Below are 25,921 nucleotides of genomic sequence, written 5' to 3' on the forward strand. Positions count from 1 at the left end.
AAAAATTGGGAAAATAATGACGGTAAACCGTTATTTTTAAACACAATTTTTATGAGCTTCGGTATTGGTGATTTATTCTGGATTTTTCTTCTTCTTTCTTCTTTACAGCCGCTTTGGCAAAGACGTCAGATTGAGTATCGTCGCTTTCGCAGCATTCAAGAATTTCAACAGCAACGCAGAAGCCGGGCCATTTTGCTCATTCATCGCCAAGAATCTATCAGTTTATTGGGAATTCCCCTATCACGCTACATCACTATAGAAGATTCAGAACAAATTCTGCGGGCTATTCGCCTCACCCCACCCGAAGTTCCGATTGACCTAATTTTGCATACTCCCGGTGGTTTAGTTTTAGCCACCGAACAAATTGCCAGGGCATTGATTCGTCATCCTTCTAAAGTCACAGTGTTTGTACCTCACTATGCGATGAGCGGTGGTACTATGCTTGCCCTTGCTGCTGATGAAATTATTATGGATGCCAATGCAGTTCTAGGCCCGGTTGATCCCCAATTAGGTAACTTCCCCGCCGCAAGTATTCTCAAGGTAGTTGAAGATAAGCCTATTAGTGAAGTTGACGATCAAACCCTAATTATGGCAGACCTTTCACGCAAAGCCATTCAGCAGGTACAGCGCTTTGTGCGAACTCTGTTAAAAGACTGTATGCCCAAACAGAAAATTAAGCCAGAAAATATTGAAAATATTGTCGAGGCTTTAACAACAGGACGCGTCACCCACGACTATCCCGTCACAGTAGAAGAAGCAACAGAAATGGGGCTGCCCGTAACGGTTGGACTGCCCCGAATTGTTTACGACCTGATGGAGTTGTACCCACAACCTCAAGGCGGACGCCCGACTGTACAGTACATCCCCATGCCTTATGATGACCGTCGCCCATTGCTACCTGTTCCCAAAGGCAGACCTTTAGAAGAACCGAATCAGAGAATTTAAGAAACTTGGGCGATCGCTTTTGCTCGCATAAGTTACTAAGTATTTGTAAGTTGGTGGTAAGGACGAACTAGTGTTCGCTCTTGCCACCGTGCCATTTTTGCGTTCGTCAATTATTAAGGAGTTTTTGTCGGAGTAGCTGTCGGAGTTGCTGTTGGTGCCCCCGTAGGTGTTGCTGTTGGAGTTGCCGTTGGAGTAGCTGTTGGAGTTGCCGTCGGAGTTGCTGTTGGAGTAGCTGTCGGAGTTGCTGTTGGTGCCCCCGTCGGAGTAGCTGTCGGAGTTGCCGTTGGAGTAGCTGTTGGTTTTGCTGTTGGAGTAGCCGTCGGAGTAGCTGTTGGTTTTGCTGTAGGCGATGCTGTTGGTGTCGGTGTAGATGCGGGAGCAGCGGCAGGTTTTTTTAGAATTTCCTTAACTTCTTTGTCCAGCCTCTGCCTTAACGCTAAGTCGGCAATTCCTGTTTCTTGCAGCCCTAGTTTTTTCTGATACTGTTTCACCGCTGCTTCGGTTTGAGGGCCGTAAAATTGATTCCGGGGAAGCGGTGATTCTGGCTTCAGTACCGCATTTAAGTTTGCTTGTAGAATCTCAACTATGTTTGCTGCAAAGTCTTGTGTTTTTGCTCCTGCAATACCATCAGCAGGTTGTAATTTGTAACCCTTTTGAAATTCCTGGATCGCTTGTTTCGCATCCGGATTTGTTAAAGGTGCATTTGACACTGGAATTTTGTAACCAAGTCCACGCAAGACAGCGCGGAATTCCTGGGGAGTATAGTTACGTTGACGAACGGCAATAGCAGAGTCTGCGATCGCTACACTAGCTGTTACCAGACAAACAACAGCTACATTCACACTTGATTTTCCAAACTCACACCACATGGTTAACACTCCTTCTGAGAAATTCACCAAAATATCAATACAAACAGATGCATTTTAAATTTATTTAACATCTGTTTAATTGATTATTAATGATTTTTGATTCATTTTGCTGATGTCAGTTAAAATTAACTATCCTCTCAAATTATGTATAGTCATCTATCTGTAGTGGTAATTTTTATACCACAAAAGGCACTTGTAATTAACTTTATTTATAAATAATTATTTGCCTAAATATTTTTGCCAGTAAAGAAATAATGGTTAACCCAAAATCTCCAAAGCAGCCCTATCTGTGGGTAGAACGATTAATGGCAATTATTGCCACCATAAATTTAGGATTGGTTTTATTTAATTTGAGTTATGTTCCTTGGCGAGATTTTTACTTGCGACATCTACCACAGATCACCCGCATCTACGATCCAATTAAAGGTATTGAACCTCATAGAGAAACTGAAAACTACCTCAACACTGTCTATAAGTTACAAGAGGCAGTGAATCAGACAGGTTTAAATTCACAGGAGGCAAAAACGCAGCTAGAGGAACTGAGCCGCCTAAGCACAGAGATGATTGATAATAATCCGTTTGCCGCAGCAGGAAAGAGTGGCACCTTAGAAAAAATCAAAAACAGAATGCGCGATCGTCTCAAGCAAGAATCTGCCAAGCAAGCCTTTGCCATTTTTTGGAGTCAAAATTATTTATTGCAAAACGGTTGGACAAAAGAATTTAATTTTTTTAATCGGCAGATTCGACCTTTAATAGCCACTAACTACTTTCGGCAAATTGGAGAAAATGGGGAATTTATTGATAATTTTTGGATTATTGACTTACCGTTCGTATGTATCTTTGCTATTGATTTAGCTTTCCGCAGCTACTATATTAAACGCCGCTATCTTGGTTTTACCTGGTTAAATGCAATTTTATGGCGGTGGTATGACTTACTTTTGTTGCTACCGTTTTGGCGTTGGTTGCGAACTATACCAGTTTTAGTACGTCTTGACAAAGCAAAATTATTAAATTTACAACCACTGAGACAGCAAATTCATTTGGGTGTTGTGACAAGTTTTGCCGAGGAAATTACAGAAATTGTTGTCGTCAGGGTAATTAACCAGATCCAAGGTTCGATTAAAGCTGGTGAGTTCGTCCATTGGCTTTTACAAAAAGAAAGCTTGCGTCCGTATATAGATATCAATAATGTCAACGAAGTAGAAGCGATCGCTACTATTGTTATACAAATGATCGTCTATCAAGTTCTGCCCAAAATTCAGCCAGAAGTAATTGCCATTTTGCGTCACAACATCATTGGGGCGATAAATCATTCTCCTATCATCCACAACCTGCACAATATACCTGGGCTGGCACAGGTAGAAATCCAGTTAAGCGAGCAACTGGCAGCACAATTAACTACTAACCTCTACAATGCCCTAGTTACTGCTGTAGAAGATCCCGTTGGTGCTAAATTATCGAGCCAACTCGTGCAACGTTTCAGCGAAGCCTTAGGAACAGAAATACAGAAAAAACAAGTACTTTCAGAGTTACAAAGCTTGCTTGTAGACTTTTTGGAAGAAATCAAGCTTAACTATGTAAAACGTCTGTCCCAAGAAGATTTTGAAAATATCTTAGAGCAAACCAGGCAACTGAGAACCTATGCTCCATCTCAACCACTTGTTGTCAAAGGCTCTACCTTACAAGTGCAGCAAAAAGGGATTAGGGACTAGGGACAAAGAAGAGGAGGGGAGAAAGGGGAGAATCGTTATTCACGTTTACTCCCCCAGCTTCCCCATGTCTCCTTGTCCCCCATCCTCTTTCCCCGTGTCCCCGTGTCTTTGCGTCCTCTTCTTCCCAATCCCCAGTACCCAATCTAGAAAGTAGTAATTTAACCAAAATGTACTAGTCTAAATTTCTATCCGAAGATAGAAAAAAAAGAAACTATTTCTTGCTTCTCGCCCTTTGAAAAATGCGCTAAACTCGAAATGAAAGCGAATCAATTTTGATTCGCAAAAAGACTTCTTGGAAGATATCCCTATCGCAGGAAGTGGGTTAGTGCCCACTTTTTTTTGTTGGAATCGTCGCATGGCTCATCCTTTAGTACCACAAATTCTAGATTTGGCTACACCAGTAGCAGAAGAACTGGGATTGGAAGTTGTTGGAGTAATTTTTCATACAAACCAACGCCCGCCAGTTTTGCGGGTAGACATTCGCAATCCGCATCAGGACACTGGTTTGGATGATTGTGAGCGGATGAGTCGTGCTTTAGAAGCTACATTAGATGCGGCGGAGGTAATTCCAGATACCTACGTCTTGGAAGTGTCCAGTCCCGGTATTTCCCGCCAACTGACCACAGACCGAGAGTTTGTTTCCTTTAAAGGATTTCCTGTGATCGTTTCTACTTCCCCAGCCTATGAAGGACAACAGGAGTGGACTGGTCAGTTGATTCGCCGAGATGAAACAACAGTTTACCTAAACCAAAAAGGGCGTGCGATCGCGATCCCCCGCATCCAAATTACTAAAGTATGGTTGGATGAGCATCGATAAAGAAGGAGCAACAGACTAGGGGCTAGAGGATTAGGGCTAGAGATTAGAGGCAGTTAGGCTAGAAGAGTTAGGGAGTACGGAAGAGGGCACGGGGACACGGAATCCAGCGCGTCCTTGGAGGTTAAGAGGAGCTAACAAAAACGTCTCCGGCTCCTCCGTTGTAGCGACTGGCGTTGACACGGAGCGCGGGAAATTTTTCTCTGTTTGCGTCCCCGCGTCTCAAACTCTCCGCGTCTTTCTCCTTTCTCTTCCTATTCCCCAACCCCAAGTCCCTAATCCCTATTTTTTAAGGAGATTGCTTATGTCAATGGTAAGTTTACCAGGATTAAAAGAGTTAATTGAAAATATAAGCCGAGAGCGTAATTTACCTAAAATTGCAGTGCAAGCAGCCATTAGAGAAGCACTACTCAAAGGATACGAACGTTATCGTCGTGCCCAAAATTTAGATCGCAAGCACTTTGATGAAGATTACTTCGATAATTTTGATGTGCAGCTGGATGTTGAAGAAGAAGGCTTTCGTGTCGTTGCAACTAAAACCATAGTTGAAGAAATCAGTAACAACGATCATGAAATTGCCCTACAACAAGTTCAGGAAATGGGAGGAGAAGAAGCACAGTTAGGGCAGGAAGTAGTGCTTGATGTCACCCCAGATCAAGGGGAATTTGGGCGGATGGCAGCAATGCAAACCAAGCAAGTCTTGGCACAAAAATTACGAGATCAACAGCGGCAACTGATTCAAGAAGAGTTTCAGGATTTAGAAGGAACAGTTCTGCAAGCAAGAGTCCTGCGTTTTGAGCGCCAATCTGTGATTATGGCTGTCAACAGTGGCTTTGGGCAGCCTGAAGTAGAAGCTGAATTACCAAAGCGCGAACAATTACCCAATGATAATTATCGGATTGGTGCTACGTTCAAGGTTTATTTGAAAAAGGTCTCTCAAGGTCAACAAAGAGGGCCACAACTGTTGGTATCTCGTGCCGATGCTGGTTTAGTGGTTTATTTATTTGCCAACGAAGTACCAGAAATCGAAGACGAAGTAGTAAGAATTGTGGCAGTAGCACGGGAAGCTAACCCTCCATCCCGCCACGTCGGCCCTAGAACTAAAATAGCTGTAGATACTCTGGATCGCGATGTAGATCCAGTCGGTGCTTGTATTGGTGCCAGGGGATCGCGAATTCAAGTAGTAGTCAACGAATTACGGGGTGAAAAAATAGATGTAATTCGCTGGTCACCAGATCCTGCTACTTACATTGCAAATGCCCTCAGTCCAGCAAGAGTAGACGAAGTGCGCCTGATGGATCCAGAAACCAGACAAACTCATGTACTTGTGGCAGAAGATCAACTTAGTTTAGCCATTGGTAAAGAAGGACAAAATGTTCGTTTAGCTGCTCGCTTAACTGGTTGGAAAATTGATATTAAAGACAAAGCGAAATACGATCACATAGCCGAGGACACTAAATTTGCAGAGGCAAGAGCAAAGTATAAACCAGAAGAAGTAGACGATGTTGATGATGTCGAGGATATTGATGATATTTATGAAGAAGAATTAGAAAATGAAAATCAAGAAGAATTAGAAAATGAACTAGAAGAGGAAGACTATAATCGCGATGAGGAGTAATTAAAATAATTACAAATTAAAAATTTTTAACATCCCCAAACTTGGTAGATAAGACTTTAAATCGATGAAACCAAACTATCGACGTTGTTTGAGTTGTCGCAAAGTGGGATTAAAAAATGAGTTTTGGCGGATTGTCCGCGTCTTTGGGTCTGGACAGGTACAATTAGATGAGGGCATGGGGCGTTCAGCCTATATTTGCCCAAATCCGAGCTGTCTCAGTGCAGCTCAGAAAAAAAATAGACTAGGACGCTCGCTGCGTGCATCAGTGCCAGAAGCACTGTATCAGACATTGTGGCAACGCTTAGTTAAAAGCAATTATCAAAATCAAATTGAGTTTTAACCACTAAACGGTGGTAATCTCCAGAGGAATTGTGCCGACAGCCGCACCTAAGCGCTATCGCCACACCCTCTGTTACGCTAGAAATTAGTGCCAAAATAGTAAAGGGGTGTCTGGCAAGTCGCTCTTGAATATTTAAAGGAGCGAAGCAACACTCACTACAAGATTTACGCTTAATGTGTTGTGGAAGACTCAGAATCAGCAAAACAAAAAACTAAACAATTGCAATCTGGTAGCGCCCACGCGCAGTCCGGCGTCAACCATCATCTCTGGTGGCGATGCCAGCATTAAACCGAAACATCTCTCTTTCCTGATTGGAGGCACCGGCAAACAAACGGCAACCTAAACACAGTAATCAAAGGATGGAGATGTCGCACCAGCTGGCACCCATCCGTTAAAACTGTAAATTATAGGGGAAGAGTGGATGAACAACGGCAGCAAAGTTAGAATCTACGAATTATCAAAGGAATTGAATTTGGATAACAAAGAGCTATTAGCAATTTGCGACCAGCTCAATATTGCGGTCAAAAGCCATAGCAGCACAATTACAGAATCCGAAGCGGAACGTATCCGTTCCCAAGCAGAAAAACTGGCAGCTACACACGTGATGCCAAAAAAAGATCATCACGGTACAAGCAGTCATAAACCAAGTACACTACAAATAAACTCACGCAACCGTCCTGCTGCATCTCAAAAACAAGAATTGTTAGAAATTCGTAAACCAAAACCACCCAAAAACACTCCTGCCAACGCATCTGAAGCGTCGGCTGCTACCAATACCCAAGCTGCTCTTTCTGAGCTCAATCCACCACCTCCAAGACCCTTCGCTCCTTCACCTGTCTCATCAATGAAGCCGACGGCACCAACTCGACCTGTACCCCGGAATCAGTCTGAGACCTCACAAACAACAGCTGTGACAGACGCGGATAACACGCCCAAGACAACCCAGCCAGGGGAAAAAATTGCAGCGGAAAAACCACAAGCACCTTCCTCTGCACCTCACAAACCGAAACAGGAAAAACCTCAAAAACCACAACTGTCAGCTCCACCTGCAAGACCTGTTGCAGAAAAAACAGAATCGGCGGCAACCCAAGCCAGTCCGCCAGAAAAACCGATCCTCAAACGCGATCGCGATCGTGATCGCGATAAGGGCGGCAAGGGTAAGACACACACGCCTGCCAGCCCAGAAGCTGGGCAGCAGACTCAGCAACCGTCGAAACCGTCACGCCCAACTTCACCCCAGTCAAAGCCTGATCGTAGAGAAAATAGACCTGGTTCTCCACAAGGAGAAGGTCAAAGAACCAGAGTTCCGGCACGTCCTCCTCAGCCACCAATGGCACCTACGCCACCCAAACCCATGCCGGTAGGAGCCACCAAGGCACAGACAATATCAGAGCCAGAGGAAGAGGAAGTAGAAGTAGCCGAAATCGTCGAACTCAAGCGTCCAGCCCCACCTCGTCAAGCTAAATCTGGGAAGAAATGGGAAGAAGAAGAGATTGACGAAGTCAAAGAGTCAGCTAAAGCTGGCAAGGTAGGCGCTAAAGGCAAACGCCTCAAGCCCATTGTCGATGATTTTGAGGACGAAGACTTCCTCGATGAGGAACTGGACATAGCAGAATCTGCCATTCAGATCAGTAATGCGATCGTTCGGCCGCCAAAACCCAAGGCTGCTAAACCAGCACAGACTGTAACTTCAGCACCAGCCGCTAGACCGAAAAAGCCAGCTGCAACGACTCGCGAGCAACAACGCCGCCCGCAGGAGCAAAAGCGCGATCGCCCAGAAAAGGTGATTGTCACAGGCACAATGACAGTGCAAGAGTTGGCTGATGCCTTGGCAGTTGCCGATACTGAGATTGTCAAGATTCTGTTCCTCAAAGGTATGGCGGTGAGTATCACCCAAAGCCTTGATATTCCCACAATTACTCTGATTGCGAACGAATTAGAAGTAGAAGTAGAAACTCAAGAGCCAGAAGCAGAAGCTCGCAAAGTCACAGAAATGCTGGATGTGGCAGACCTGGAAAATCTCCACAGACGTCCGCCAGTAGTGACGATTATGGGTCACGTAGACCACGGTAAAACTACCCTACTCGACTCGATTCGTAACACCAAAGTGGCAGCTGGTGAAGCTGGTGGGATTACCCAGCACATTGGTGCTTACCACGTAGACGTAGAACATGACGGTAAAGTCCAGCAAGTAGTATTTTTGGATACACCTGGTCACGAAGCGTTTACAGCCATGCGGGCGCGGGGAGCGCGAGTGACAGACATTGCTATTTTGGTAGTGGCTGCCGATGATGGAGTTCGTCCCCAGACAGTGGAAGCAATCAGTCACGCCCAAGCCGCAGAAGTGCCAATTGTCGTAGCAATTAACAAAATCGACAAAGAAGGCGCTCAACCTGACCGGGTGAAGCAAGAATTGACTCAGTATGGTCTGACTCCGGAAGAATGGGGTGGCGAAACAATTATGGTTCCCGTCAGTGCGATCAAAGGTGAAAACCTAGATACTCTGTTAGAGATGATCTTGCTAGTAGCAGAAGTAGAAGAACTATCTGCCAACCCAGATCGTCTTGCGAAGGGAACGGTGATTGAAGCCCACCTAGATAAGGCCAAAGGCGCAGTTGCTACCCTGTTAGTACAGAATGGCACACTGCACGTAGGCGATATCTTAGTGGCTGGCTCGGTGTTTGGAAAAGTCCGAGCGATGGTGGATGACAGAGGTGCCAGAGTAGAAGCAGCTTCTCCTTCTTTTGCTGTTGAGGTACTGGGTTTAAGTGATGTGCCAGCAGCGGGAGATGAATTCGAGGTCTTCCAGAATGAGAAGGAAGCACGAGCACTAGCAAGCGAACGTGCTGAAAAGCAACGTCAATCCCGCCTCATGCAGGGACGTGTTACTTTAGCTGCCATTTCGGCTCAGGCTCAAGAAGGCGAGTTGAAAGAACTCAACTTAATCTTGAAGGGAGACGTACAAGGATCGGTAGAAGCCATTGTGGGATCGCTCAAGCAAATCCCGCAAAACGAAGTGCAAATCCGCTTGTTGCTGGCTGCTGCTGGGGAAATTACCCAAACAGATATCGACTTGGCTGCTGCGAGTGGAGCTGTAATCATCGGCTTCAACACTACCTACGCTAGTGGTGCTAGACAAGCCGCCGACGAAGCTGGTGTAGATGTGCGCGAATACAATATCATCTACAAACTCCTAGAAGACATCCAAGGCGCTTTGGAAGGTCTGTTGGAGCCAGAGTTGGTGGAAGAACCTCTGGGACAAGCAGAAGTTCGTGCTGTCTTCCCTGTTGGTCGCGGTGCGGTTGCTGGTTGCTACGTTCAATCTGGCAAGCTGATTCGCAACTGCAAGTTGCGTATCCGGCGTGGTAACAAGGTAGTCTACGAGGGTATCCTTGACTCGCTCAAGCGTATGAGAGAGGACGCACGCGAAGTCAACGCTGGTTATGAATGCGGTGTTGGCGTGGATAAATACAGTGACTGGGCAGAAGGCGACATTATCGAAGCCTTCCAGATGGTGACTAAGCGCCGTACCCTCTCGGCTGCTAGATAAAGTGAAAGAGTAGCAGAGTGGGAGAGTATGTGAATACTTCTAATAATTATTCCCCCATCTCCCTCTCCTCCTACCCTCTTGCTTACTGGTCTGTTTGAGTTATGGGTAATTTCCAACAGACGCCTACAGGCTGGAAGCCTGTGGCTACAAGAAAAAAGCCCACCTCCGTGGGCTAAAGTTCTTACAGGCTGTAGAGGCGGGCTTGATACTCTGCGGGTAGATATGAAATGCTGTTTTCTCTGATTAGAACTTCTAATTCCAGGTTTTCATAATTGGAGTTAGACTTTATGATTAGTTAGAATGCTGTTGCATTTTTAGCTATTTGCTCTATAGGTAACAAATTTTGTCGGTTTTTGTTTTCTAAATGAAGTGGCTGAGGGTAGTTACAAGCTGATTATAAAATTTTGCAAAAAATCTCTTGTAGCAAGTTACCGTAAGCATAGCACGAATTTTAGTCACAAATGAAACAGAATTTGCTGCCGTAAAAATATTACCTTTAGATAAAGATTTAGCAAGATTTCACAATTGTAAGGGTGTGCGGGTTCATTGAATCTTGCCTTAGTTCTTTTAATCCCCAAAGGGATTTACAAACCCGCCCCAAACACAAATCACGCAAACAGTGGATCAATCTACTGATAAAGCGAAAACTAAGAACTGAGGTAACTATGGCTCGAATTCAAACTCCTAGCGATCGCCCATCCTCTTATGATGCCGATATTTGGAATAGCCTAAAGTGTGCGATCGCCACTAGTTCCGGTTTCCAGCGCTGGTTGGTAGAACGCGATGTTCAATTTCAAAAGCTGACTCTTGAACAACAAGTCCAGCGATATTTGCGGGAAACGTTAGAAAATTTAGCTTACTAAAATACTTTCGTTGTACTTTCCCTTATTTATTGGGTAGGTATTGTGCCAACTCAACAAACTCAACAAGAGTGAATTCGTTAGCTTGCTCCACAGGAAGCCTTACCTCATCGATATCCACGCTGTCCGTGTATACGAAAAACTGCTAAGGCAAAGGCAAGCTGTGCTGCTGATCTTATGTATCAGCTTAATTGTCTTGCAGTTTTTAAATATTTAAATATTTTATATTTAGGTTTAATTTTTTAAGTTCTTTTAAAATAGGTAATTCTGCTCTGAAAAACTCCAGCTAGACTTCTAGATCCCCGACTTCTCAAGAAATCGGGGATCTTACAGGGTTCATTAACATTTAATTTGGTTGTTCTACTGACTAATTTTTGAATAGTAGATACAAGATTACTATGTATAACTTGCCAAAAATAGATATCAATTCTGAGGAGATTGTTAACTACCTTAAAAGTGCAATGATTTTGAGGCAAGTATATCAAAAGATTCTATCTCAAAAGCTGATACTTGATGTAGCCCAAGAAAGAGGAATTATTATCACCACAGAGGAAATTCAAGATGAAGCGGATCGCCAGCGACGAGAGGAGCGTTTAGAGAAAGCTGTCGACACAATGACATGGCTAGCAGAGCACTTTGTTAGTTCTGATGATTGGGAAGTCGGAATTCGTAATCGCCTATTAGCAAAAAAAGTAGCAAAAGCTCTTTTTTCTCAAGAAGTAGAAAAATTTTTTATTCAAAATCGCTTAGAGTTTGAACAAGTCATTCTCTATCAACTAATTATTAGTGATGAAAAAGTTTCTCAAGAAATTTACTATCAAATTGAAGAAGGAGAAATCAGTTTTTACGAAGCCGCTCGTCTTTATGATGTTGATGAAAATCGTCGTAAAAAGTGTGGCTATGAAGGTAAACTTTATCGTTGGGCACTTCCATCAAACATAAATGCTATTGTCTTTAACGCTCCTCCTCAACAATTGATTGGCCCGATAAAAACTGAGCGTGGTTATCATCTGTTTATAGTAGAAGAGTTGATAGCAGCACAGTTAACACCGCAGATATATGAAGAAATTTTAAATAATATGTTTCAACAATGGTTGGCTACTGAGGTAGAGTGTTTGCTTCACTAATATTTTGTACCTATTCCCTAATCCTTAAAAGAAACAGGAGGCGAAACCTCGAAACCCTCGTTACCAGGTTCAACCTGGTAACGAGAAACTGAGCGTAGTTAAAATGCTGCCACCTGCCTTGTTTCTTAAAAGCACTACTCTCGCTGTATGGGTAAACCTAACCAATCACTTAATTCAGTAGCTAACCATTCGATTTCCAATTCAGATTCAACAGGAGCACCTTTACCACCAATTTGGTACCGATTTACTCCTGCCCAAACAGTTAGTTGGGGTGGAACTTCGATTCTGTTGCCTTGAAAGTCACTAGTAAAAGTTCTTGGTGTATAGACTAGCTTAGTAATTTCTTGTGTTGGTGTGGGCGGAACCCGATTGAATTTCAATCCCAACATTTCAGAAGTAAATGTTATTGAGGAGCGATCTAGGTGCAATCGGATACGCTTTAGTATGGGAGAGAGAATTAAATACACCATATGCAAACCAGCACCCCAAAAAGGTAGTGAGAATAAAGCAAAGGGGATGTTTACAGGAAAAGGAGCAGCTAAAGCATTAATTGTCCAAAACAGGATAAATGAATTCCAGGCGATCGCAAACAGAACCATGAACGCCGTTGAGCCTTTAAAACCTGTAGGTGGAATGAGAATTTCTAAAGCATCCGCATTTTTAGTCAACGTAATTTTACTACCAATTGGTTTGGTAACACTTAAAGCAGTGCTATTGATGACTTGGGGGTTTTCTAAAGCCTCCAGTGCTTTTAGGGCAGAAGGCAAACGTCTTTCTAGACTAGGTTCACTCATCCACTTCAGCCAGTGACTAAAAGCAGGAGTGATGTTTGCTGCTTGCTCAAATTGAATGCGAAAATCCTTTTGGGGTAAATCAGCGGGATGGGTTCCTGTTAGCAAGTAAATTAAAGTAGCCCCTAAGCTGTACAAATCAGAAGCAGGTACAGTGCGCCCGCCAAATTGTTCTGGTGGCATATACCCATAAGTTCCTACCACCGTGACTGTACTGCCTTCGCTTGCTGCCACAGTCTGTACTGAGCCAAAATCTACCAAATAGACTTGCCCAACACTATTACCAGAGCGATCGCTCAACAAAATATTGCTAGGCTTAATATCACGGTGAATTACAGGAGGATTTTGCTCATGCAGGTAAATGAGAATTTCTAAAATTGCTTTGGCTATTTCTTTGACTTCCGCTTCTGTAAAAGTACGTCCAGCTTGTAAATATTGCTCTAAAGATTGGGCAGCTATATAAGTCTGCACCAAAGCAAAACCTTTAAAATTCTGTGTATTTACCTCAAAATAATCTAAGTAGCGCGGAATTGAGGTATGGGACAAAGATTTTAAAGTCTCAGCTTCCCGCTCAAACAGTTTGAGATCATCCCATTCAAAATCACTGTTGAAAGATAGCAACTTGACTACAACCAATTCACCAGTCATGCGATCGCGAGCCAATAAAGTCCGTCGCCCAGCCTTTTTACCCAGCTGCTGCTGTACTTCGTAGCGTGACGCGAAGCCATCGCCGTCGGGCAACTCGCCTAAAATTTGACTAGTCATAGTAATTGGTTATAGCGCTACGTTGAAGCCATATCTTTCTTTACTATAACTGTATACAAATATATGCCTTCTCAACTCTGGCCTTACATTAGTCCTGGCATCCCCGACGATTTATTCGAGCACTTACCGGGAATTCCCCTGAGTCAAAGAGAAATTCGACTGCTGTTGATTGCCCAATTGCGCCTTCAACCCGACACCATTTTGTGGGACATTGGTGCAGGTACAGGCACAATTCCCGTAGAAGTTGGTTTGTTATGCCCACAGGGGCGAATTATCGCTGTGGAAAGGGATGAGGAAGTTGCCAATTTAATTCGCCGTAACTGCGATCGCTTTGAAGTCAAAAATGTTGAAGTCATCGAAGGCAGCGCTCCCGATTGCTTGCACGATGTTAAACAAACACCTCAACGTGTTTGCATTGAAGGTGGACGCCCAATTCAGGAAATTTTGCAGACTGTTTGGCATTATTTGCCATCTTCGGGTAGAGTTGTCGCCACAGCTGCTAATCTAGAAAGTCTGTATGCTATTTCTCAGTGTTTTGCTCAGTTGCAAGCGAGAAATATAGAAGTCGTGCAATCTGCAGTCAACCGTTTGGAAACACGCGGTTTTTCTCAAACCCTCGCTGCCGTAGATCCAATTTTTATCCTCAGTGGTGAGAAACTAGACTGAAGCCACACTACAGAGGCTAGGGGCTAGAAAATTAAAAATTTTTAATTTTACATTTTTAATTTTTAATTGATCTGTCCCTAGTCCCTAGTCCCTAGTCCCTAGTCCCCAGTTATGCCTTGGTCTCGAATTTTCAGTGGAATTATAGCAATTACTGTTGCACTATTGGCAACAGTGTTAGGCGGATGGTATTTTACCATCGTATTTGCCGTGATTATCTTTTTAGGTCAAAACGAATACTTTGGTTTGGTGAAAGCCAAAGGCATAGCTCCTGCTGCAAAAACCACTATTGTTGTTAGTCAAGTTCTGTTAGTTATCTGTACCCTGGATGGCAATTTAGCTGATGCCGTTATGCCAGTGGCGGGTACATTCATTTGTTTTTATCTATTGTTTCAGCCCAAAATGGCGACGATCGCCGATATTTCCGCTTCAATTTTGGGGCTATTTTACACTGGTTATTTACCAAGTTACTGGGTAAGGTTGCGAGCTATTAATAGTACAGTTGCCAGTAACCTTCCTTTGGGAGGTTATTGGCCTTCAAATTGGGCAGATTTTCTCCAACACAAACACACAACTTCTTTGCCAAACGGTTTGACAGCAACACTGCTAACTTTTGCCTGTATCTGGGGAGCTGATATTGGTGCTTATATTATTGGTAAATTCTTTGGTAAAACCCCTTTATCTGATATTAGTCCGAAAAAAACCGTTGAGGGTGCTGTCTTTGGTGTTTTTGCCAGCATTATGATCGCTTTTGCTGGAGCTTACTACTTTAATTGGCCTCAATACCCAATCACCGGTTTAACATTAGGTTTATTGATTGGCATTGCTAGCCTTTTAGGCGATCTCACCGAGTCTATGCTCAAGCGGGATGCTGGAGTCAAAGATTCAGGGCAATTAATTCCCGGACACGGCGGTATATTAGACCGTACTGATAGTTATATTTTTACGGCTCCTTTAGTTTTCTATTTTGTCACTCTCCTGTTGCCACTACTGGTTTAGTAGTCTGCCATGCAAATTATGAAAGGTTATAGATCCCCGACTTTTTTAAAAAGTCGGGGATCTGAACACCCTATTTTCAGGTGAGACAACAGACACCTGAAAGGAAAAAGCTTGTAGCGGTAAAAATATTATGAATAATCAAGAAATAATATTTTTAATCTTTAAGTTTTTACTTCAAGGTTTAACATTAACTCGTCCACGGCACACTACCTTTCCTGGGATCAGTTGTAATTCTTGGATGTCAACTTCCGAACCCAAATCGATATAGTGTTCATTCTCATTTTCTACTCTAACTTCCGTATTGTTATCCGGTAAAAATTGTGTTACTTGTAACTCATGTTTGCTCAGTAATTTTAAGTGCACACACATTTCTGATGGAGTATTGTTGTTTTCAGGAACCGGGGAGAAATAAAGTATAAAGTAACCATTGCCAAGAATAATTTTTTGCCAAATTATCGACTTGGATTGTGAGCGTTGTTCTGGTAAAAGTTTATCCAGTAGCTCATTTAAACCCGATACCAATAAAGTAGAAGCAACAGAGGCATTAAGATCGTCCTCCTCCAAGGTAATCTCACCACTTACTGGTACTGTTTCTAACAGTCGTAGTGGCTGTCCTTTAAGTACTGAGCCAATATTGACACGAATATTTTGTGCTATTAATTGAATCTGCCTAACATGAAGACCTTTGTAAACAGCGTGACTAGCACTAATAGACACCAGAGGGATAGAACCAGAGAGAATTTGGCGATCGCTAGCTTTAATCTCAACTTCTAGCTCAGAGATTTGACTAACTTGCGATCTCAACCATACTTTGAGTGCTGCTTTCAGCACGTTAGTGACAATCCGAAGTTTTTTATGGGAACTTTGGGTTTCTAAATTTTTTTCTGGCATCTACTCACTCAATGTAAGGGTCATTTACTTACAAATCTACAAGAGTTTAAACAAAACTTAAATGTATCATTTGTGGCTACCAATAACCAACCACAAATATATGATTTAAGTAGATTGGTGCAAATAAAGCTAACTCGTTAACACCGTCATTTGTTATTTGTCCTTCATTGGTTAGGTTTTTAAACATATTTGCTTTTCGTGACTTAGTTGTATTTATTACCACCGACTGACTTAATCAATAAAGGACTTACAAAAAAGTAGTCACGAGTTAGGAGTCAGAATATTTTGTATTCTGGTTTCTGAGTTCTTCAAGTAATTTTTTAAGTTTTAATTTCAGAATAAGCAATTTCCACATGGAGACTAGGTTACAAAAGATTCTATCTCAATGGGGTATTGCCTCGCGTCGTCAAGCCGAAGAAATGATTAGGCGATCGCGCGTGCGTGTCAATGGAGACGTAGCGCACTTGGGGCAAAAAATTGATCCCCAAAGAGACACAATTACAGTTGATGGCAAGCCAGTATCAGCTGCAGAACGTCCAGCGTTAGTGTATTTGTTACTACACAAACCAGCAGGTGTAGTATCCACTTGCTACGATCCCCAAAATAGAAAGACAGTTCTGGATTTACTACCACCAGAATTGCGTTCTAGTCAAGCTATTCACCCAGTTGGGCGTCTAGATGCAGATTCTACCGGAGCATTAATACTCACCAATGACGGAGAATTGACATTCTGGCTTACCCATCCGCGTCACAGTATTCCCAAAACCTATCGTGTTGTGGTGAAGGGACATCCCCCCCAAAGCGTACTGCAAATTTGGAGTCAAGGTGTGATGTTGGATGGAAGAAAAACACGACCAGCACAAGTAAAACTGATCGAAAGATTAGCTGATTCTAGCTGTTTAGAAATTATTTTAAAGGAGGGAAGGAATCGGCAAATTCGCCGTGTAGCCCAACAATTGGGCTACCCAGTTATTAAATTACATCGTACTGCTATAGGTTTAATTCAATTACAAGCGCCTAACCAGAGGCGTTTGCGTGAAGGTGAGTATCGCCACCTCAAAGAAAGCGAAATTAAATTTTTACAACAAATTCAAGTAGATTCTCGATTAAAAATTTAGCTAGATTCAAGGAGCATAACAGCCAATGAAGTGGTTGAGAAGGAATCACAAGCATGAGTCTACACCTTCAGTTGACGATCAAAAGCAAGCCGAGAAGTTAGCAGACATAGGCAGGCAACTGAGTGCCTCACGCCAGGAAAATGGTTTATCACTAGAGGAAATGGTTGTACTGACAAAAGTTCCTCGGCGGCTACTGCAAGCAATAGAAGAAGGTAATTTAAAAGAACTTCCAGAGCCAATCTACATTCAAGGGTTGATTCGACAATATGCCGATGCATTGGGTTTTAATGGTACAGAATTTGCCAGTCACTTTCCAGTTACCATCAACAAAATCATTACTAAGCCCGTTTTGAAGACTACGACAATCGGTGAATTACGTCCAATTCATCTTTATTTAATTTATGTATTTGTGATTTTGTCTTCTGTGATTGGCTTGTCTCGCTTATTGAATCCCAACGCACTACAAACAGCAAATAAAACTCAGCAACAGCCAGATGTAGAAGCCGTTTTAGATTCACGAGCTACTCAAAATGCCCAACCAAATCTTCAATCTGTTAGTGAAATCACAAGCAGCGAAGAACAACAGTTACAGATTGGTGTCATTTTGACAGAGAAATCCTGGATTCAGGTTAGAGTTGATGGCAAAGTCGAGTACGAAGGTGAACTACCACAGGGTTTTCGTGGCAATTGGCAAGCCCAAGAGCAATTAACAGTGAGAACTGATAATGCTGGAGGCGTGTTGGTAAGTGTCAACCGTCAAAAAGCCAAGCAATTAGGAGAGCCAGGCAAACAAAAAGAATTTACCATCGCTGCCAACACAAGGTCATAGTTGAATTGTTCTAATGTAAATTAGCCTAACTCACCTTTAGTCGCACCAAATATAGATTGATTGTAAAATCCAATTTTAGGTATAACGACCACAGATGGACACAGATAAACACAGATAAATCATCCGTGTGCATCTCGTGGTTTATCTGTGGTCGATTTCTAAAACATGATTTTTGCTTGCCATTTCAATTTATATCAAGATGTAAGTGTTGAGTTGTGAATAAACTCAACACTGATAACTCAAAACTTATGACTTCGGCTGCGGGGCACGCCCGTATAACGTGGTTAATGTTTTCAGTTTCCAGGCAGACTCTTGAGTCAAAGCCTGTGCTTCATAACGCCATTCCCAATTGCCCTCCGCTTTGCTAGGAAAATTCATCCGCGCCTCAGTTCCCAAACCTAAAACATCTTGCAAAGGAAGAATCGCTAGGTTAGCGATCGCACTCAAAGCCAGACGAATTAAATCCCAGTGGATGCCATCCGGGCTGAAGCAACCTAAATAAAGTAATAAATTTTGCTTTTCCCAATCTGACGCTTGATTGAACCAACCTACAGTCGTGTCGTTATCGTGAGTGCCTGTGTAAACCACTGCATTACGTTGGTAGTTAAAGGGTAAGTAGGGGTTGGCAGAATCGGAGCCAAAAGCAAACTGCAAAATTTTCATCCCTGGAAATTCAAACTTATCTCGCAGCGCTTCTACCTCTGGGGTAATCGTACCTAAATCTTCAGCTAAGACAGGCAGCTTGCCCAGCTTTTGTTTAATTGTCTCAAATAACTGTTCTCCAGGCGCTTTCACCCACTCTCCATTGATAGCTGTTTCTTCGCCTTTTGGTACAGCCCAATAAGATTCAAATCCCCTAAAATGATCGATGCGAATAATATCGACATAATCCAGCATCGCTTCAAAACGCTGAATCCACCAGCTAAAATCTTGCTTTTGCAAAGTTTCCCAGTTGTAAACCGGGTTACCCCACAACTGACCGGTAGCGCTAAAGTAATCTGGTGGAACACCTGCCATTAATTCCACTTCACCCGTCTGTTGATCTAGGCAAAAGATGTCAGGATGTGCCCAAACATCCGCACTATCATGAGCTACATAAATAGGAATATCACCAATTATATAGATGCCCCGCTCATTGGCATATTGCTTTAGTTCCGACCATTGGCGGAAAAACTCGTATTGAGTAAATTTATGGTAAAAAATTGCTCCAGCAAGCAGCAGCCGTGCTGCCTCCATAGCTTTATCGTGGCGCTTGGCAATTTCTGGTTCCCAAGTGTGCCAACTAGGGCTTGCTTGCGCATCCTTGAGTGCCATAAACAAAGCATAATCGTCTAACCAATAAGCTTTCGTTTGGCAAAAATTGGCGAATGCGTGTTGCTGTTCGGGTGTAGCATGGCTTTTAAAGTTAGCACAGGCTTTTTTCAACAGAGGAATTTTAGCTGCTACAGCTAGCTGGTAATCTACCTTTCCTGTAGGAAATGCTGGTAAATTTGCAAAATCCTCTTCCTCCAGCAACCCTTCATCGCGCAGCTTTTCTGGGCTAATTAACAAAGGGTTTCCTGCCATAGCCGAGTATGACATATAAGGAGAATTACCGTAACCGGTCGGCCCTAAAGGTAATACTTGCCAATATTGTTGGTTGCTTTCTTGGAGAAAATCAATAAAACGATAAGCCCCGGTTCCCAAATCTCCGATTCCATAGTGACTGGGAAAACAAGTGGGATGCAGCAAAATACCACTAGCTCTCAAAGGATGCATAATTAACCTGAACTGTAGGAGGAAGATGTCCCAACGAATTTACCACGGAACAGACGTCTGCTTTCAGCTAACTGAGTGACCAGACTTAATGCAAAAATGGTGTTTTATGAATCATCAAAATCCTGTTCCGACTGTTGATATCATCATCGAATTGGTTGACCGTCCTCATCGACCAATAGTGTTAATTCAGAGACATAATCCGCCTTTGGGTTGGGCAATTCCCGGTGGTTTTGTTGATTATGGCGAAACTGTGGAAGCAGCAGCCCAGCGCGAAGCCACGGAAGAAACGGGTTTGCAAGTGGAGTTGATAGAACAATTACACGTGTATTCCGATCCGAATCGCGATCGCCGCAAGCACACGATCAGTATTGTTTTTATCGCCACAGCAAAAGGAGAAGCAAAAGCAGGAGATGACGCCAAGGATATTGGAATTTTTGAGCCTTGGTGCATACCTACTAATTTATGTTTTGACCACGATCGCATTCTCCAAGATTATTGGCGATATCGACATTATGGGATACGTCCAAGGTAGGGTTATGGAAATTAACCACATAGACGCGCAGCGGCTACTTTCAGAAGCCACTTCGTGTCTACCCGCAGGGTAGGACACAAAGGACACGAAGGAAGAAATGAATAAAAAAGTAATTAATACTGAACAAGCACCTGCACCAGTCGGCCCGTACAATCAAGCTATTGTTGCTTCTGGTCAAATGGTGTTTGTAGCTGGACAAATTGCGCTCGATCCGAAGACGGGTGCTATTGTCGGCACAGGAGATGTGACTAAGCAGACAGAACAAGTAATGGCTAATTTGCAGGCAATCTTAGCTGCGGCTGGGGCGAAGTTTGAGGATGTAGTAAAAACAACTGTCTTCTTAGCTGACATGAATGATTTCGCAGCGATGAATGCTATTTATGCTAAGTATTTTGACGAGGCTACAGCACCAGCACGAGCCTGCGTACAGGTATCGCGTTTACCTAAGGATGTGTTAGTAGAGATTGATTGTATTGCGGTAGTTTAGGGGCTAGAGGCTAGGGACTAGGGGCAAGGAAGAGGAGCAGAGGAGCTTCAGGGGCAACAGGGGAGGGAAGAAGAGAGCAGGGGGAGAGGTGCAGCAGGGGAGGCAGTGCGCCCTTGCGGGTTAAGAGACTTGTAGCAACTGCCGTGGAGAAAGGGGAGAATCGTTATTCACGTTTACTCCCCCAACTTCCCCAACTTCCCCATCTCTCCTTGTCCCCTTGTCCCCTTGTCCCCCCATCCTCTTTCCAATCCCCTTCATCTTATCTTCATCATTTCCTCGGAGAATATTCGGTTTAGCGATCGCCTTTTTGTTTCTTTGGGAACACTCTATTAAAGAGTGTATTGAGGGAGTGTCAAAAGTGACAGATGATTATGTAAATTCACCCCTTTCCTTAAGTGACAGAGAAGTGGTGCTAAAGGCTATTAATACTATTCGAGAAAGATTACCACTGTTAATTGATATCACTGAACCGGAGTGTAAATACTTACCAGAAGTTGAGGAGAAAAATCAGGAGCTAGTCACTAAGGCTGTAGAGGTGGCAATGCAAAACCCCAACTTTGCGTCTCGCAGCAAGCCACCCCAAAAGCGTCAGACTCTGCAACAGATTCTCAAACAACGCCAACAATTAAATTTCGTGGGGCGGGAAGAACAGATTGCTCTATTTCGCCACAGTTTAGAATTACCGTTTGCAGATTATCAACATCGCTTTATCTTCAATATTTTCGGGCAAGGTGGTGTAGGAAAAACCTCGTTATTGCGGCAGTTTCGCCAAATTGCTGAGAATGCAAAATTTCTGAGCGCTTATACAAACGACTCGGAAACCAACATTCCGGCAGTCATGGCTCATTTGGCACAACAGCTAGAACAACAAGGTTGTAAATTAACCAAATTTAACGAACGCTACCAAGTTTACCAGCATATACAACAAGAATTAGCAACCGATGCCGAAGCTCCCCAAAGTTTTTCGGCTTTTTTAAAGGGCAGTGTCGCAAAAGGAGACATCTATCTACAGCTACAAATTCCTCGTACTCAGGTTGTTTTAGAATATGTGGATCGAGATATCGAAGCAACACAGACAGAATGGGCATCCTATCTTGCTAAAAAAATCCACAATCAAGACGAACGATGCTTGTTGCTAGAACCTGCTGCCGTGTTAACACCTTTATTTTTAGAGGAGTTATGGCAAATAGCAGAAAATATCGATTTGGCTCTATTTTTTGACACTTACGATCGCACAGAGGGATTTTTAGATCGCTGGCTCAGAGACATTTTCGATGGTTGTTATGGTGACGTACCACCGAATATATTACTGGTAATTGCGGGGCGGCAGGAGTTAAATCAAAACTATTGGGCGTGCTACGAAGATTCAATCCAGCGTCTTGGTTTAGAACCTTTTACTGAAAGCGAAGCCAGACTTTATCTGAATCACAAAGGCATTCATGACGCTCAGACAATTGATGTAATTCTCCGTTTGTCTGAACGCTTACCCTTGTTGGTAGCAACTCTCGCTGCTGAAGCTCCCCAAGATCCAAGCCAAGTTGGTGATGCTAACGGCTTGGTGATCGAACGCTTTTTGAAATGGGTAGAGCCAAAACAACGGCAAGGAGTCATGAGCGCGGCTATGCCTCGCTATTTGCACCAAGAAGTACTCGTGCAGTTGCGTGGCGAACAAGAGGCAGATGAATTATTGACATGGCTCAAACAATTGCCATTTGTGGAAGCGCATCCTCACGGCTGGGTATTTCATGATGCTGCCAAGACTTTGATGTTACGTCACAAGCGTCTTTCTTCAGCACAAGCTTGGGCAGATTCCCAGGGTAAATTGGCAGACTACTACGATACTCTGGCAAATAACTTGCAATTAGACGAACAGAAAAAATGGTGTAATCTAACTTGGCAAAATTACAAGCTTAATGTCTTGTATCACCGCTTATGCCAATCCACTCAAAAGAACTTATCTTTAGCTTTGAATGGATTTTTGACAGCTGTTCAGCACCAATATAATTTTGCTTTGGCTTGGGCAGAAACAATCATTCAGGTTGGCAGAGATGCTGATGCTGTAGAAGTTCAGCGTTGGGGTGAAAAACTACTCAAAGGGCTGAAAGCCTTAAAAGAAGATGATTATGAAACCACCATCGAAATGCTGAGTGCCCTCATCGATCAGGGCAAGCTAGATGCAAAGTGCCGAGCTTCAGCTTTTAGTTTCCGGGGTGCAATCTATCACTTTACTAAACGTCACGAAGAAGCCCTCAAAAACTTTAAACAAGCTACTGCTCTCGATCCTACAGTTAACTTAGCGAATTTATTACGAGGTTCTATTTATGCTGAATTGGAGCGTTACTCGGAGGCAATCAAAAACTTCGATCAGATAATTTTTTATGAACCTCTCAATATTCAGGCGATCGCCCAACGAGGTTATACCTACCACTTGATGAAGCACTATCAAGAAGCAATTCAAGACTTCGATCGTGCCATTGCCATTAACCCAAATTACACCTGGGGCAGAATGCAGCGGGGGTATAACAATTTGTTGATGCAACGCTACGAAGAAGCGATCCAAGACTTTGATTGTGTTCAGGAACTTGACTTACAACAAAACGGAGCGCTAGCACTCCGAGGCATAGGCTACTACTTGCTCGAACGTTATTCCCAAGCTATTCAAGATTTTGATCGCTTCCTGGCATTAGAGCCAGACGATATCAAAGTCATCTTACTGCGGGGTACAGCATATTACTTGCAGGAGCGTTATGACGAAGCCGTACAAGACTTAAACCATGTTCTTAAGTTAGAGCCAGAACAAACTCAAGCCCTTGTCTTGCGCGGTGCAGCATACAAATTAATGGAGTATCACGTAGAAGCTGTTTTAGATTTCGATCGCGTCATTCAACTAGAGCCGACAAACAAATGGGCGATCGTGCAGCGAGGGCAAACCTATCGCCGCATCGAAGATTACGCCAAAGCAGTGCAAGACTTCGATTTGGCGATCGCTTTAGATACCTATGACATTGAAGCAATTATCAAACGGGGTGAGACTTATCAATTAATGGGAAACTATGACAAAGCCCTTAAAGATTTTAATCGTGCTATCTCCCTCAACCCCAACAATACTTGGGCAATTACCAGCCGGGGTGAAATTTACCAATTGATGAGACAGTATGAAGAAGCCCTCCAAGACTTCGAGCGGGCGATCGAACTCGATCCTAATTGCACCCAAGCCATTAGCAGTCGGGGTAAAACGTACCAATTAATGGGACATTACGATCAAGCCCTCAAAGAATTTAAACGAGCAATCGAATTTAAACCCCAAGACACTTGGTTAATTGCCTGTCGGGGTGAAACTTATCAATTGATTGGAAACTATTCTAAAGCCCTCAATGATTTTAACCATGCCCTCAGCCTCGATCCTAATTACACCTGGGCAATGGTTTGTCGAGGCGAGACTTACCAATTGATGGGGCGCTACGAGCAAGCCCTCACAGAATTTAACCACGCCTTAGAACTCGATCCAATGAATGACAAAGCCTTGGCAGCAAGGGGTTATGCTTACTGGGCGATTAATAATTACACTGAAGCTCTTAAAGACTTCGATCGTGCCATTGAACTAAACTCCAATAACGGCAAAGCCTGGGTTGGTAGAGGTTACACATACCGAGCGATCAACCGTTACACAGCAGCCCTCAAAGACTTTGATCGTGCCCTTGAAATTGATTGCAATAACGGCTGGGCACTCACCGGAAGAGGAGCCACTTATTGTCGGATGGAAAATTATAACGAAGCCCTCAGCGACTTTGAACGCGCCCTAGAACTTAGCTCAAAACAACATTACGAGGGTGCATTAGCTGGGCGGGGTTATACTTATTTGCTGCTCAAACGCCATCACGAGGCTTTAGCAGATCTTGATCACGCGATTCAATTAAATGCCCAAGATGATTGGTATATGTATTTACGCGCTTTAACCTACCAAACATTGAACGAAGCAAGTAAAGCACGAACTGACTTAGCTTCAGCAATTAAGCTTGCCAAAGAGCGTTACCAAAATAATCCTCAAGACTGGCGTAATACATTCAATTTAGCCCTTTACTATTTGGCAGTTCAGTACTATCCAACCGTAGAAAACTTATATCGATATGCCATATCCAAAGGTGCCTCGTTAGAGCAGATCCGCGAAGCCATCCATGACTTGGATAACTTTTTGACTATCTTCCCCGAACATCTCCAGGCTAAATTTATGCGCCAACTGTTGCAATCTGCTTTTAATTGATGGAGTGCTTGAGACTAGATGTAGAGACGCGAAATTACCCTACGGGAACCCCTGCGGTGTACGCGTCTCTACAATACAAACGCCACCAAGCAGCAGCCCACAAACCCTCGTTACCCTTGTTACCAGGTTGAACCTGGTAACAAGAACTAGAGCCTCTGGCTCTACTTTAAATATTCTCTAGCCCCTAGTCCCTAGCCCCTAGCCCCTATTTAGCGATCGCTTCTCTAATTTTGGGAACACTGAAATTAAGTATTAAAAGAGGGTAATTTATATGACAACAAAAAGTATCAGTGCCAATATTTCCAAAGCAGACAGGGAAATGGTGATGCAGGCGATCGCTACAATCAAAGAAAAGTTACCGTTTTTGGTAGATTTAACAACAGAGGAGCGTAAAGCTTTACCAAAATTAGGCGATAAGAGTCGAGCGTTTGTGAGTAAGGCATTAGAAGTAGCAGCCCAAAACCCAGACTTTCTACCTCGCTCGTTTGATTTGGATGAAATGCGTCGAGATGTGGAACTATTTGAAGTACTGTATCCGATTTTGCTATCTCTCACGCAACTGCAAGAATTGGTAGATGATACCTTTGTCGCAGTTGGTAGTGAAGCGTATGCAGCGGGGTTAATGGTGTATAACTACGCCAAAGCTAGCGGTAAAGGTGCAGGATTGGATGCAGCTTTAGATGATATGGGGCGGCGATTTGCCCGAAAATCTTCTCGCAAGGCGCAGTCGCAACCTTCTTAAATGTAGAAGCTATCTTGGGGCTTCGACCTGAAAAGTTAAAAATTAGAGCTTTGAGCTTAAATGTTTAAGTGTAGAACTTGGCATTTCAAGTTCAAAGCTTAAATTTTGTAGTTTCAAGTGAGAGGTTTCTCGTTTCAAGCGAGAACTTTCCTGTTTCAAGAGAAAACTTTCCTGTTTCAAGTAAGAATTTTCTCGTTTCAAGTAAGAATTTTCTCGTTTCAAGTAAGAATTTTCTCGTTTCAAGTAAGAA

20 protein-coding genes are annotated in these 25,921 nt (G+C 43.2%); 16 read left to right on the forward strand and 4 right to left on the reverse strand.

The features are described 5' to 3' along the window. Window positions 1-51 precede the first annotated feature (51 nt). The gene (locus tag UYC_RS0116280; RefSeq protein WP_016872541.1) at window positions 52-945 is read left to right on the forward strand and encodes an SDH family Clp fold serine proteinase; all 894 of its coding nucleotides are present in this window, start codon (window positions 52-54) and stop codon (window positions 943-945) included. 113 nt (window positions 946-1,058) lie between these two features. Here the strand turns inward: UYC_RS0116280 and UYC_RS0116285 are convergent, their stop codons facing one another. Then, window positions 1,059-1,814 carry a peptidoglycan-binding domain-containing protein gene (locus UYC_RS0116285; RefSeq protein WP_016872540.1) on the reverse strand — a complete coding sequence of 252 codons (756 nt, stop codon included), beginning with the start codon at window positions 1,812-1,814 and terminating at the stop codon, window positions 1,059-1,061. Window positions 1,815-2,068: 254 nt separating this feature from the next. On the opposite strand from UYC_RS0116285, the gene UYC_RS0116290 reads away from it, so the two are divergent. From UYC_RS0116290 to UYC_RS0116320, 7 genes are all read left to right on the forward strand, one after another. Further along, entirely contained in the window at window positions 2,069-3,526 is a 1,458-nt protein-coding gene (locus UYC_RS0116290) for a hypothetical protein (protein WP_016872539.1), read from the forward strand. 355 nt (window positions 3,527-3,881) lie between these two features. Beyond that, window positions 3,882-4,343 (forward strand): ribosome maturation factor RimP, encoded by a 462-nt coding sequence (rimP, locus tag UYC_RS0116295; protein ID WP_016872538.1) that lies wholly within the window; start codon window positions 3,882-3,884, stop codon window positions 4,341-4,343. A 307-nt stretch (window positions 4,344-4,650) separates the two neighbouring features. Beyond that, the gene (nusA, locus tag UYC_RS0116300; RefSeq protein ID WP_016872537.1) at window positions 4,651-5,958 is read left to right on the forward strand and encodes a transcription termination factor NusA; all 1,308 of its coding nucleotides are present in this window, start codon (window positions 4,651-4,653) and stop codon (window positions 5,956-5,958) included. A gap of 64 nt (window positions 5,959-6,022) precedes the next feature. Beyond that, the gene (locus UYC_RS0116305) at window positions 6,023-6,298 is read left to right on the forward strand and encodes a YlxR family protein (protein ID WP_016872536.1); all 276 of its coding nucleotides are present in this window, start codon (window positions 6,023-6,025) and stop codon (window positions 6,296-6,298) included. Window positions 6,299-6,719: 421 nt separating this feature from the next. After that, complete coding sequence (infB, locus tag UYC_RS0116310) at window positions 6,720-9,848, forward strand: translation initiation factor IF-2 (RefSeq protein WP_016872535.1); 3,129 nt, start codon at window positions 6,720-6,722, stop codon at window positions 9,846-9,848. A gap of 665 nt (window positions 9,849-10,513) precedes the next feature. Continuing rightward, window positions 10,514-10,711, forward strand: a complete 198-nt coding sequence (locus tag UYC_RS0116315) for a hypothetical protein (protein WP_016872534.1) — start codon at window positions 10,514-10,516, stop codon at window positions 10,709-10,711. A gap of 395 nt (window positions 10,712-11,106) precedes the next feature. Further along, a complete protein-coding gene (locus UYC_RS0116320; RefSeq protein WP_016872533.1) occupies window positions 11,107-11,835 on the forward strand; it encodes a foldase protein PrsA in 729 nt (242 codons plus the stop codon). A 134-nt stretch (window positions 11,836-11,969) separates the two neighbouring features. On the opposite strand, the gene UYC_RS0116325 is transcribed toward UYC_RS0116320, so the two are convergent. After that, window positions 11,970-13,391 (reverse strand): serine/threonine protein kinase, encoded by a 1,422-nt coding sequence (locus UYC_RS0116325; protein ID WP_016872532.1) that lies wholly within the window; start codon window positions 13,389-13,391, stop codon window positions 11,970-11,972. A gap of 63 nt (window positions 13,392-13,454) precedes the next feature. Here UYC_RS0116325 and cbiT point away from each other — a divergent pair, with 63 nt between their 5' ends. Both cbiT and UYC_RS0116335 read left to right on the forward strand, forming a co-directional pair. Next, the gene (gene cbiT, locus UYC_RS0116330; protein WP_016872531.1) at window positions 13,455-14,057 is read left to right on the forward strand and encodes a precorrin-6Y C5,15-methyltransferase subunit CbiT; all 603 of its coding nucleotides are present in this window, start codon (window positions 13,455-13,457) and stop codon (window positions 14,055-14,057) included. A 111-nt stretch (window positions 14,058-14,168) separates the two neighbouring features. After that, a complete protein-coding gene (locus UYC_RS0116335) occupies window positions 14,169-15,053 on the forward strand; it encodes a phosphatidate cytidylyltransferase (RefSeq protein ID WP_016872530.1) in 885 nt (294 codons plus the stop codon). Window positions 15,054-15,227: 174 nt separating this feature from the next. Here the strand turns inward: UYC_RS0116335 and UYC_RS0116340 are convergent, their stop codons facing one another. After that, entirely contained in the window at window positions 15,228-15,944 is a 717-nt protein-coding gene (locus tag UYC_RS0116340; RefSeq protein ID WP_016872529.1) for an LmeA family phospholipid-binding protein, read from the reverse strand. A 353-nt stretch (window positions 15,945-16,297) separates the two neighbouring features. Here UYC_RS0116340 and UYC_RS0116345 point away from each other — a divergent pair, with 353 nt between their 5' ends. Next, window positions 16,298-17,062, forward strand: coding sequence for a pseudouridine synthase (locus UYC_RS0116345; protein ID WP_016872528.1), 765 nt, complete (start codon window positions 16,298-16,300; stop codon window positions 17,060-17,062). A gap of 25 nt (window positions 17,063-17,087) precedes the next feature. Further along, window positions 17,088-17,891 (forward strand): helix-turn-helix domain-containing protein, encoded by an 804-nt coding sequence (locus UYC_RS0116350; protein WP_016872527.1) that lies wholly within the window; start codon window positions 17,088-17,090, stop codon window positions 17,889-17,891. Window positions 17,892-18,137: 246 nt separating this feature from the next. On the opposite strand, the gene malQ is transcribed toward UYC_RS0116350, so the two are convergent. Next, complete coding sequence (gene malQ / locus UYC_RS0116355; protein ID WP_016872526.1) at window positions 18,138-19,649, reverse strand: 4-alpha-glucanotransferase; 1,512 nt, start codon at window positions 19,647-19,649, stop codon at window positions 18,138-18,140. 106 nt (window positions 19,650-19,755) lie between these two features. Here malQ and UYC_RS0116360 point away from each other — a divergent pair, with 106 nt between their 5' ends. The 4 genes from UYC_RS0116360 (at window position 19,756) to UYC_RS0116380 (ending at window position 25,671) form a co-directional block, all read left to right on the forward strand. After that, complete coding sequence (locus UYC_RS0116360; protein WP_016872525.1) at window positions 19,756-20,181, forward strand: NUDIX domain-containing protein; 426 nt, start codon at window positions 19,756-19,758, stop codon at window positions 20,179-20,181. Window positions 20,182-20,278: 97 nt separating this feature from the next. Next, window positions 20,279-20,668, forward strand: coding sequence for a RidA family protein (locus UYC_RS0116365; protein WP_016872524.1), 390 nt, complete (start codon window positions 20,279-20,281; stop codon window positions 20,666-20,668). A gap of 358 nt (window positions 20,669-21,026) precedes the next feature. Next, entirely contained in the window at window positions 21,027-24,929 is a 3,903-nt protein-coding gene (locus UYC_RS0116375; protein ID WP_016872522.1) for an ATP-binding protein, read from the forward strand. Between the two features lie 271 nt (window positions 24,930-25,200). Further along, a complete protein-coding gene (locus UYC_RS0116380; protein ID WP_016872521.1) occupies window positions 25,201-25,671 on the forward strand; it encodes a hypothetical protein in 471 nt (156 codons plus the stop codon). The last annotated feature ends 250 nt before the right edge of the window (window positions 25,672-25,921 follow it).

The sequence above is a fragment of the Chlorogloeopsis fritschii PCC 6912 genome (assembly GCF_000317285.1).
GTDB lineage: Bacteria > Cyanobacteriota > Cyanobacteriia > Cyanobacteriales > Nostocaceae > Chlorogloeopsis > Chlorogloeopsis fritschii.

Coding starts and splice junctions, on each gene's coding strand:
- UYC_RS0116340 (WP_016872529.1), bottom strand. CDS start 15,944: ATGCCAGAAAAAAATTTAGAAACCCAAAGTTCCCATAAAAAACTTCGG.
- UYC_RS0116365 (WP_016872524.1), top strand. CDS start 20,279: ATGAATAAAAAAGTAATTAATACTGAACAAGCACCTGCACCAGTCGGC.
- rimP (WP_016872538.1), top strand. CDS start 3,882: ATGGCTCATCCTTTAGTACCACAAATTCTAGATTTGGCTACACCAGTA.
- UYC_RS0116305 (WP_016872536.1), top strand. CDS start 6,023: ATGAAACCAAACTATCGACGTTGTTTGAGTTGTCGCAAAGTGGGATTA.
- malQ (WP_016872526.1), bottom strand. CDS start 19,649: ATGCATCCTTTGAGAGCTAGTGGTATTTTGCTGCATCCCACTTGTTTT.
- UYC_RS0116290 (WP_016872539.1), top strand. CDS start 2,069: ATGGTTAACCCAAAATCTCCAAAGCAGCCCTATCTGTGGGTAGAACGA.
- UYC_RS0116345 (WP_016872528.1), top strand. CDS start 16,298: ATGGAGACTAGGTTACAAAAGATTCTATCTCAATGGGGTATTGCCTCG.
- UYC_RS0116380 (WP_016872521.1), top strand. CDS start 25,201: ATGACAACAAAAAGTATCAGTGCCAATATTTCCAAAGCAGACAGGGAA.
- cbiT (WP_016872531.1), top strand. CDS start 13,455: ATGCCTTCTCAACTCTGGCCTTACATTAGTCCTGGCATCCCCGACGAT.
- infB (WP_016872535.1), top strand. CDS start 6,720: ATGAACAACGGCAGCAAAGTTAGAATCTACGAATTATCAAAGGAATTG.
- UYC_RS0116320 (WP_016872533.1), top strand. CDS start 11,107: ATGTATAACTTGCCAAAAATAGATATCAATTCTGAGGAGATTGTTAAC.
- UYC_RS0116360 (WP_016872525.1), top strand. CDS start 19,756: ATGAATCATCAAAATCCTGTTCCGACTGTTGATATCATCATCGAATTG.
- UYC_RS0116325 (WP_016872532.1), bottom strand. CDS start 13,391: ATGACTAGTCAAATTTTAGGCGAGTTGCCCGACGGCGATGGCTTCGCG.
- nusA (WP_016872537.1), top strand. CDS start 4,651: ATGGTAAGTTTACCAGGATTAAAAGAGTTAATTGAAAATATAAGCCGA.
- UYC_RS0116335 (WP_016872530.1), top strand. CDS start 14,169: ATGCCTTGGTCTCGAATTTTCAGTGGAATTATAGCAATTACTGTTGCA.
- UYC_RS0116350 (WP_016872527.1), top strand. CDS start 17,088: ATGAAGTGGTTGAGAAGGAATCACAAGCATGAGTCTACACCTTCAGTT.
- UYC_RS0116285 (WP_016872540.1), bottom strand. CDS start 1,814: ATGTGGTGTGAGTTTGGAAAATCAAGTGTGAATGTAGCTGTTGTTTGT.
- UYC_RS0116315 (WP_016872534.1), top strand. CDS start 10,514: ATGGCTCGAATTCAAACTCCTAGCGATCGCCCATCCTCTTATGATGCC.
- UYC_RS0116280 (WP_016872541.1), top strand. CDS start 52: ATGAGCTTCGGTATTGGTGATTTATTCTGGATTTTTCTTCTTCTTTCT.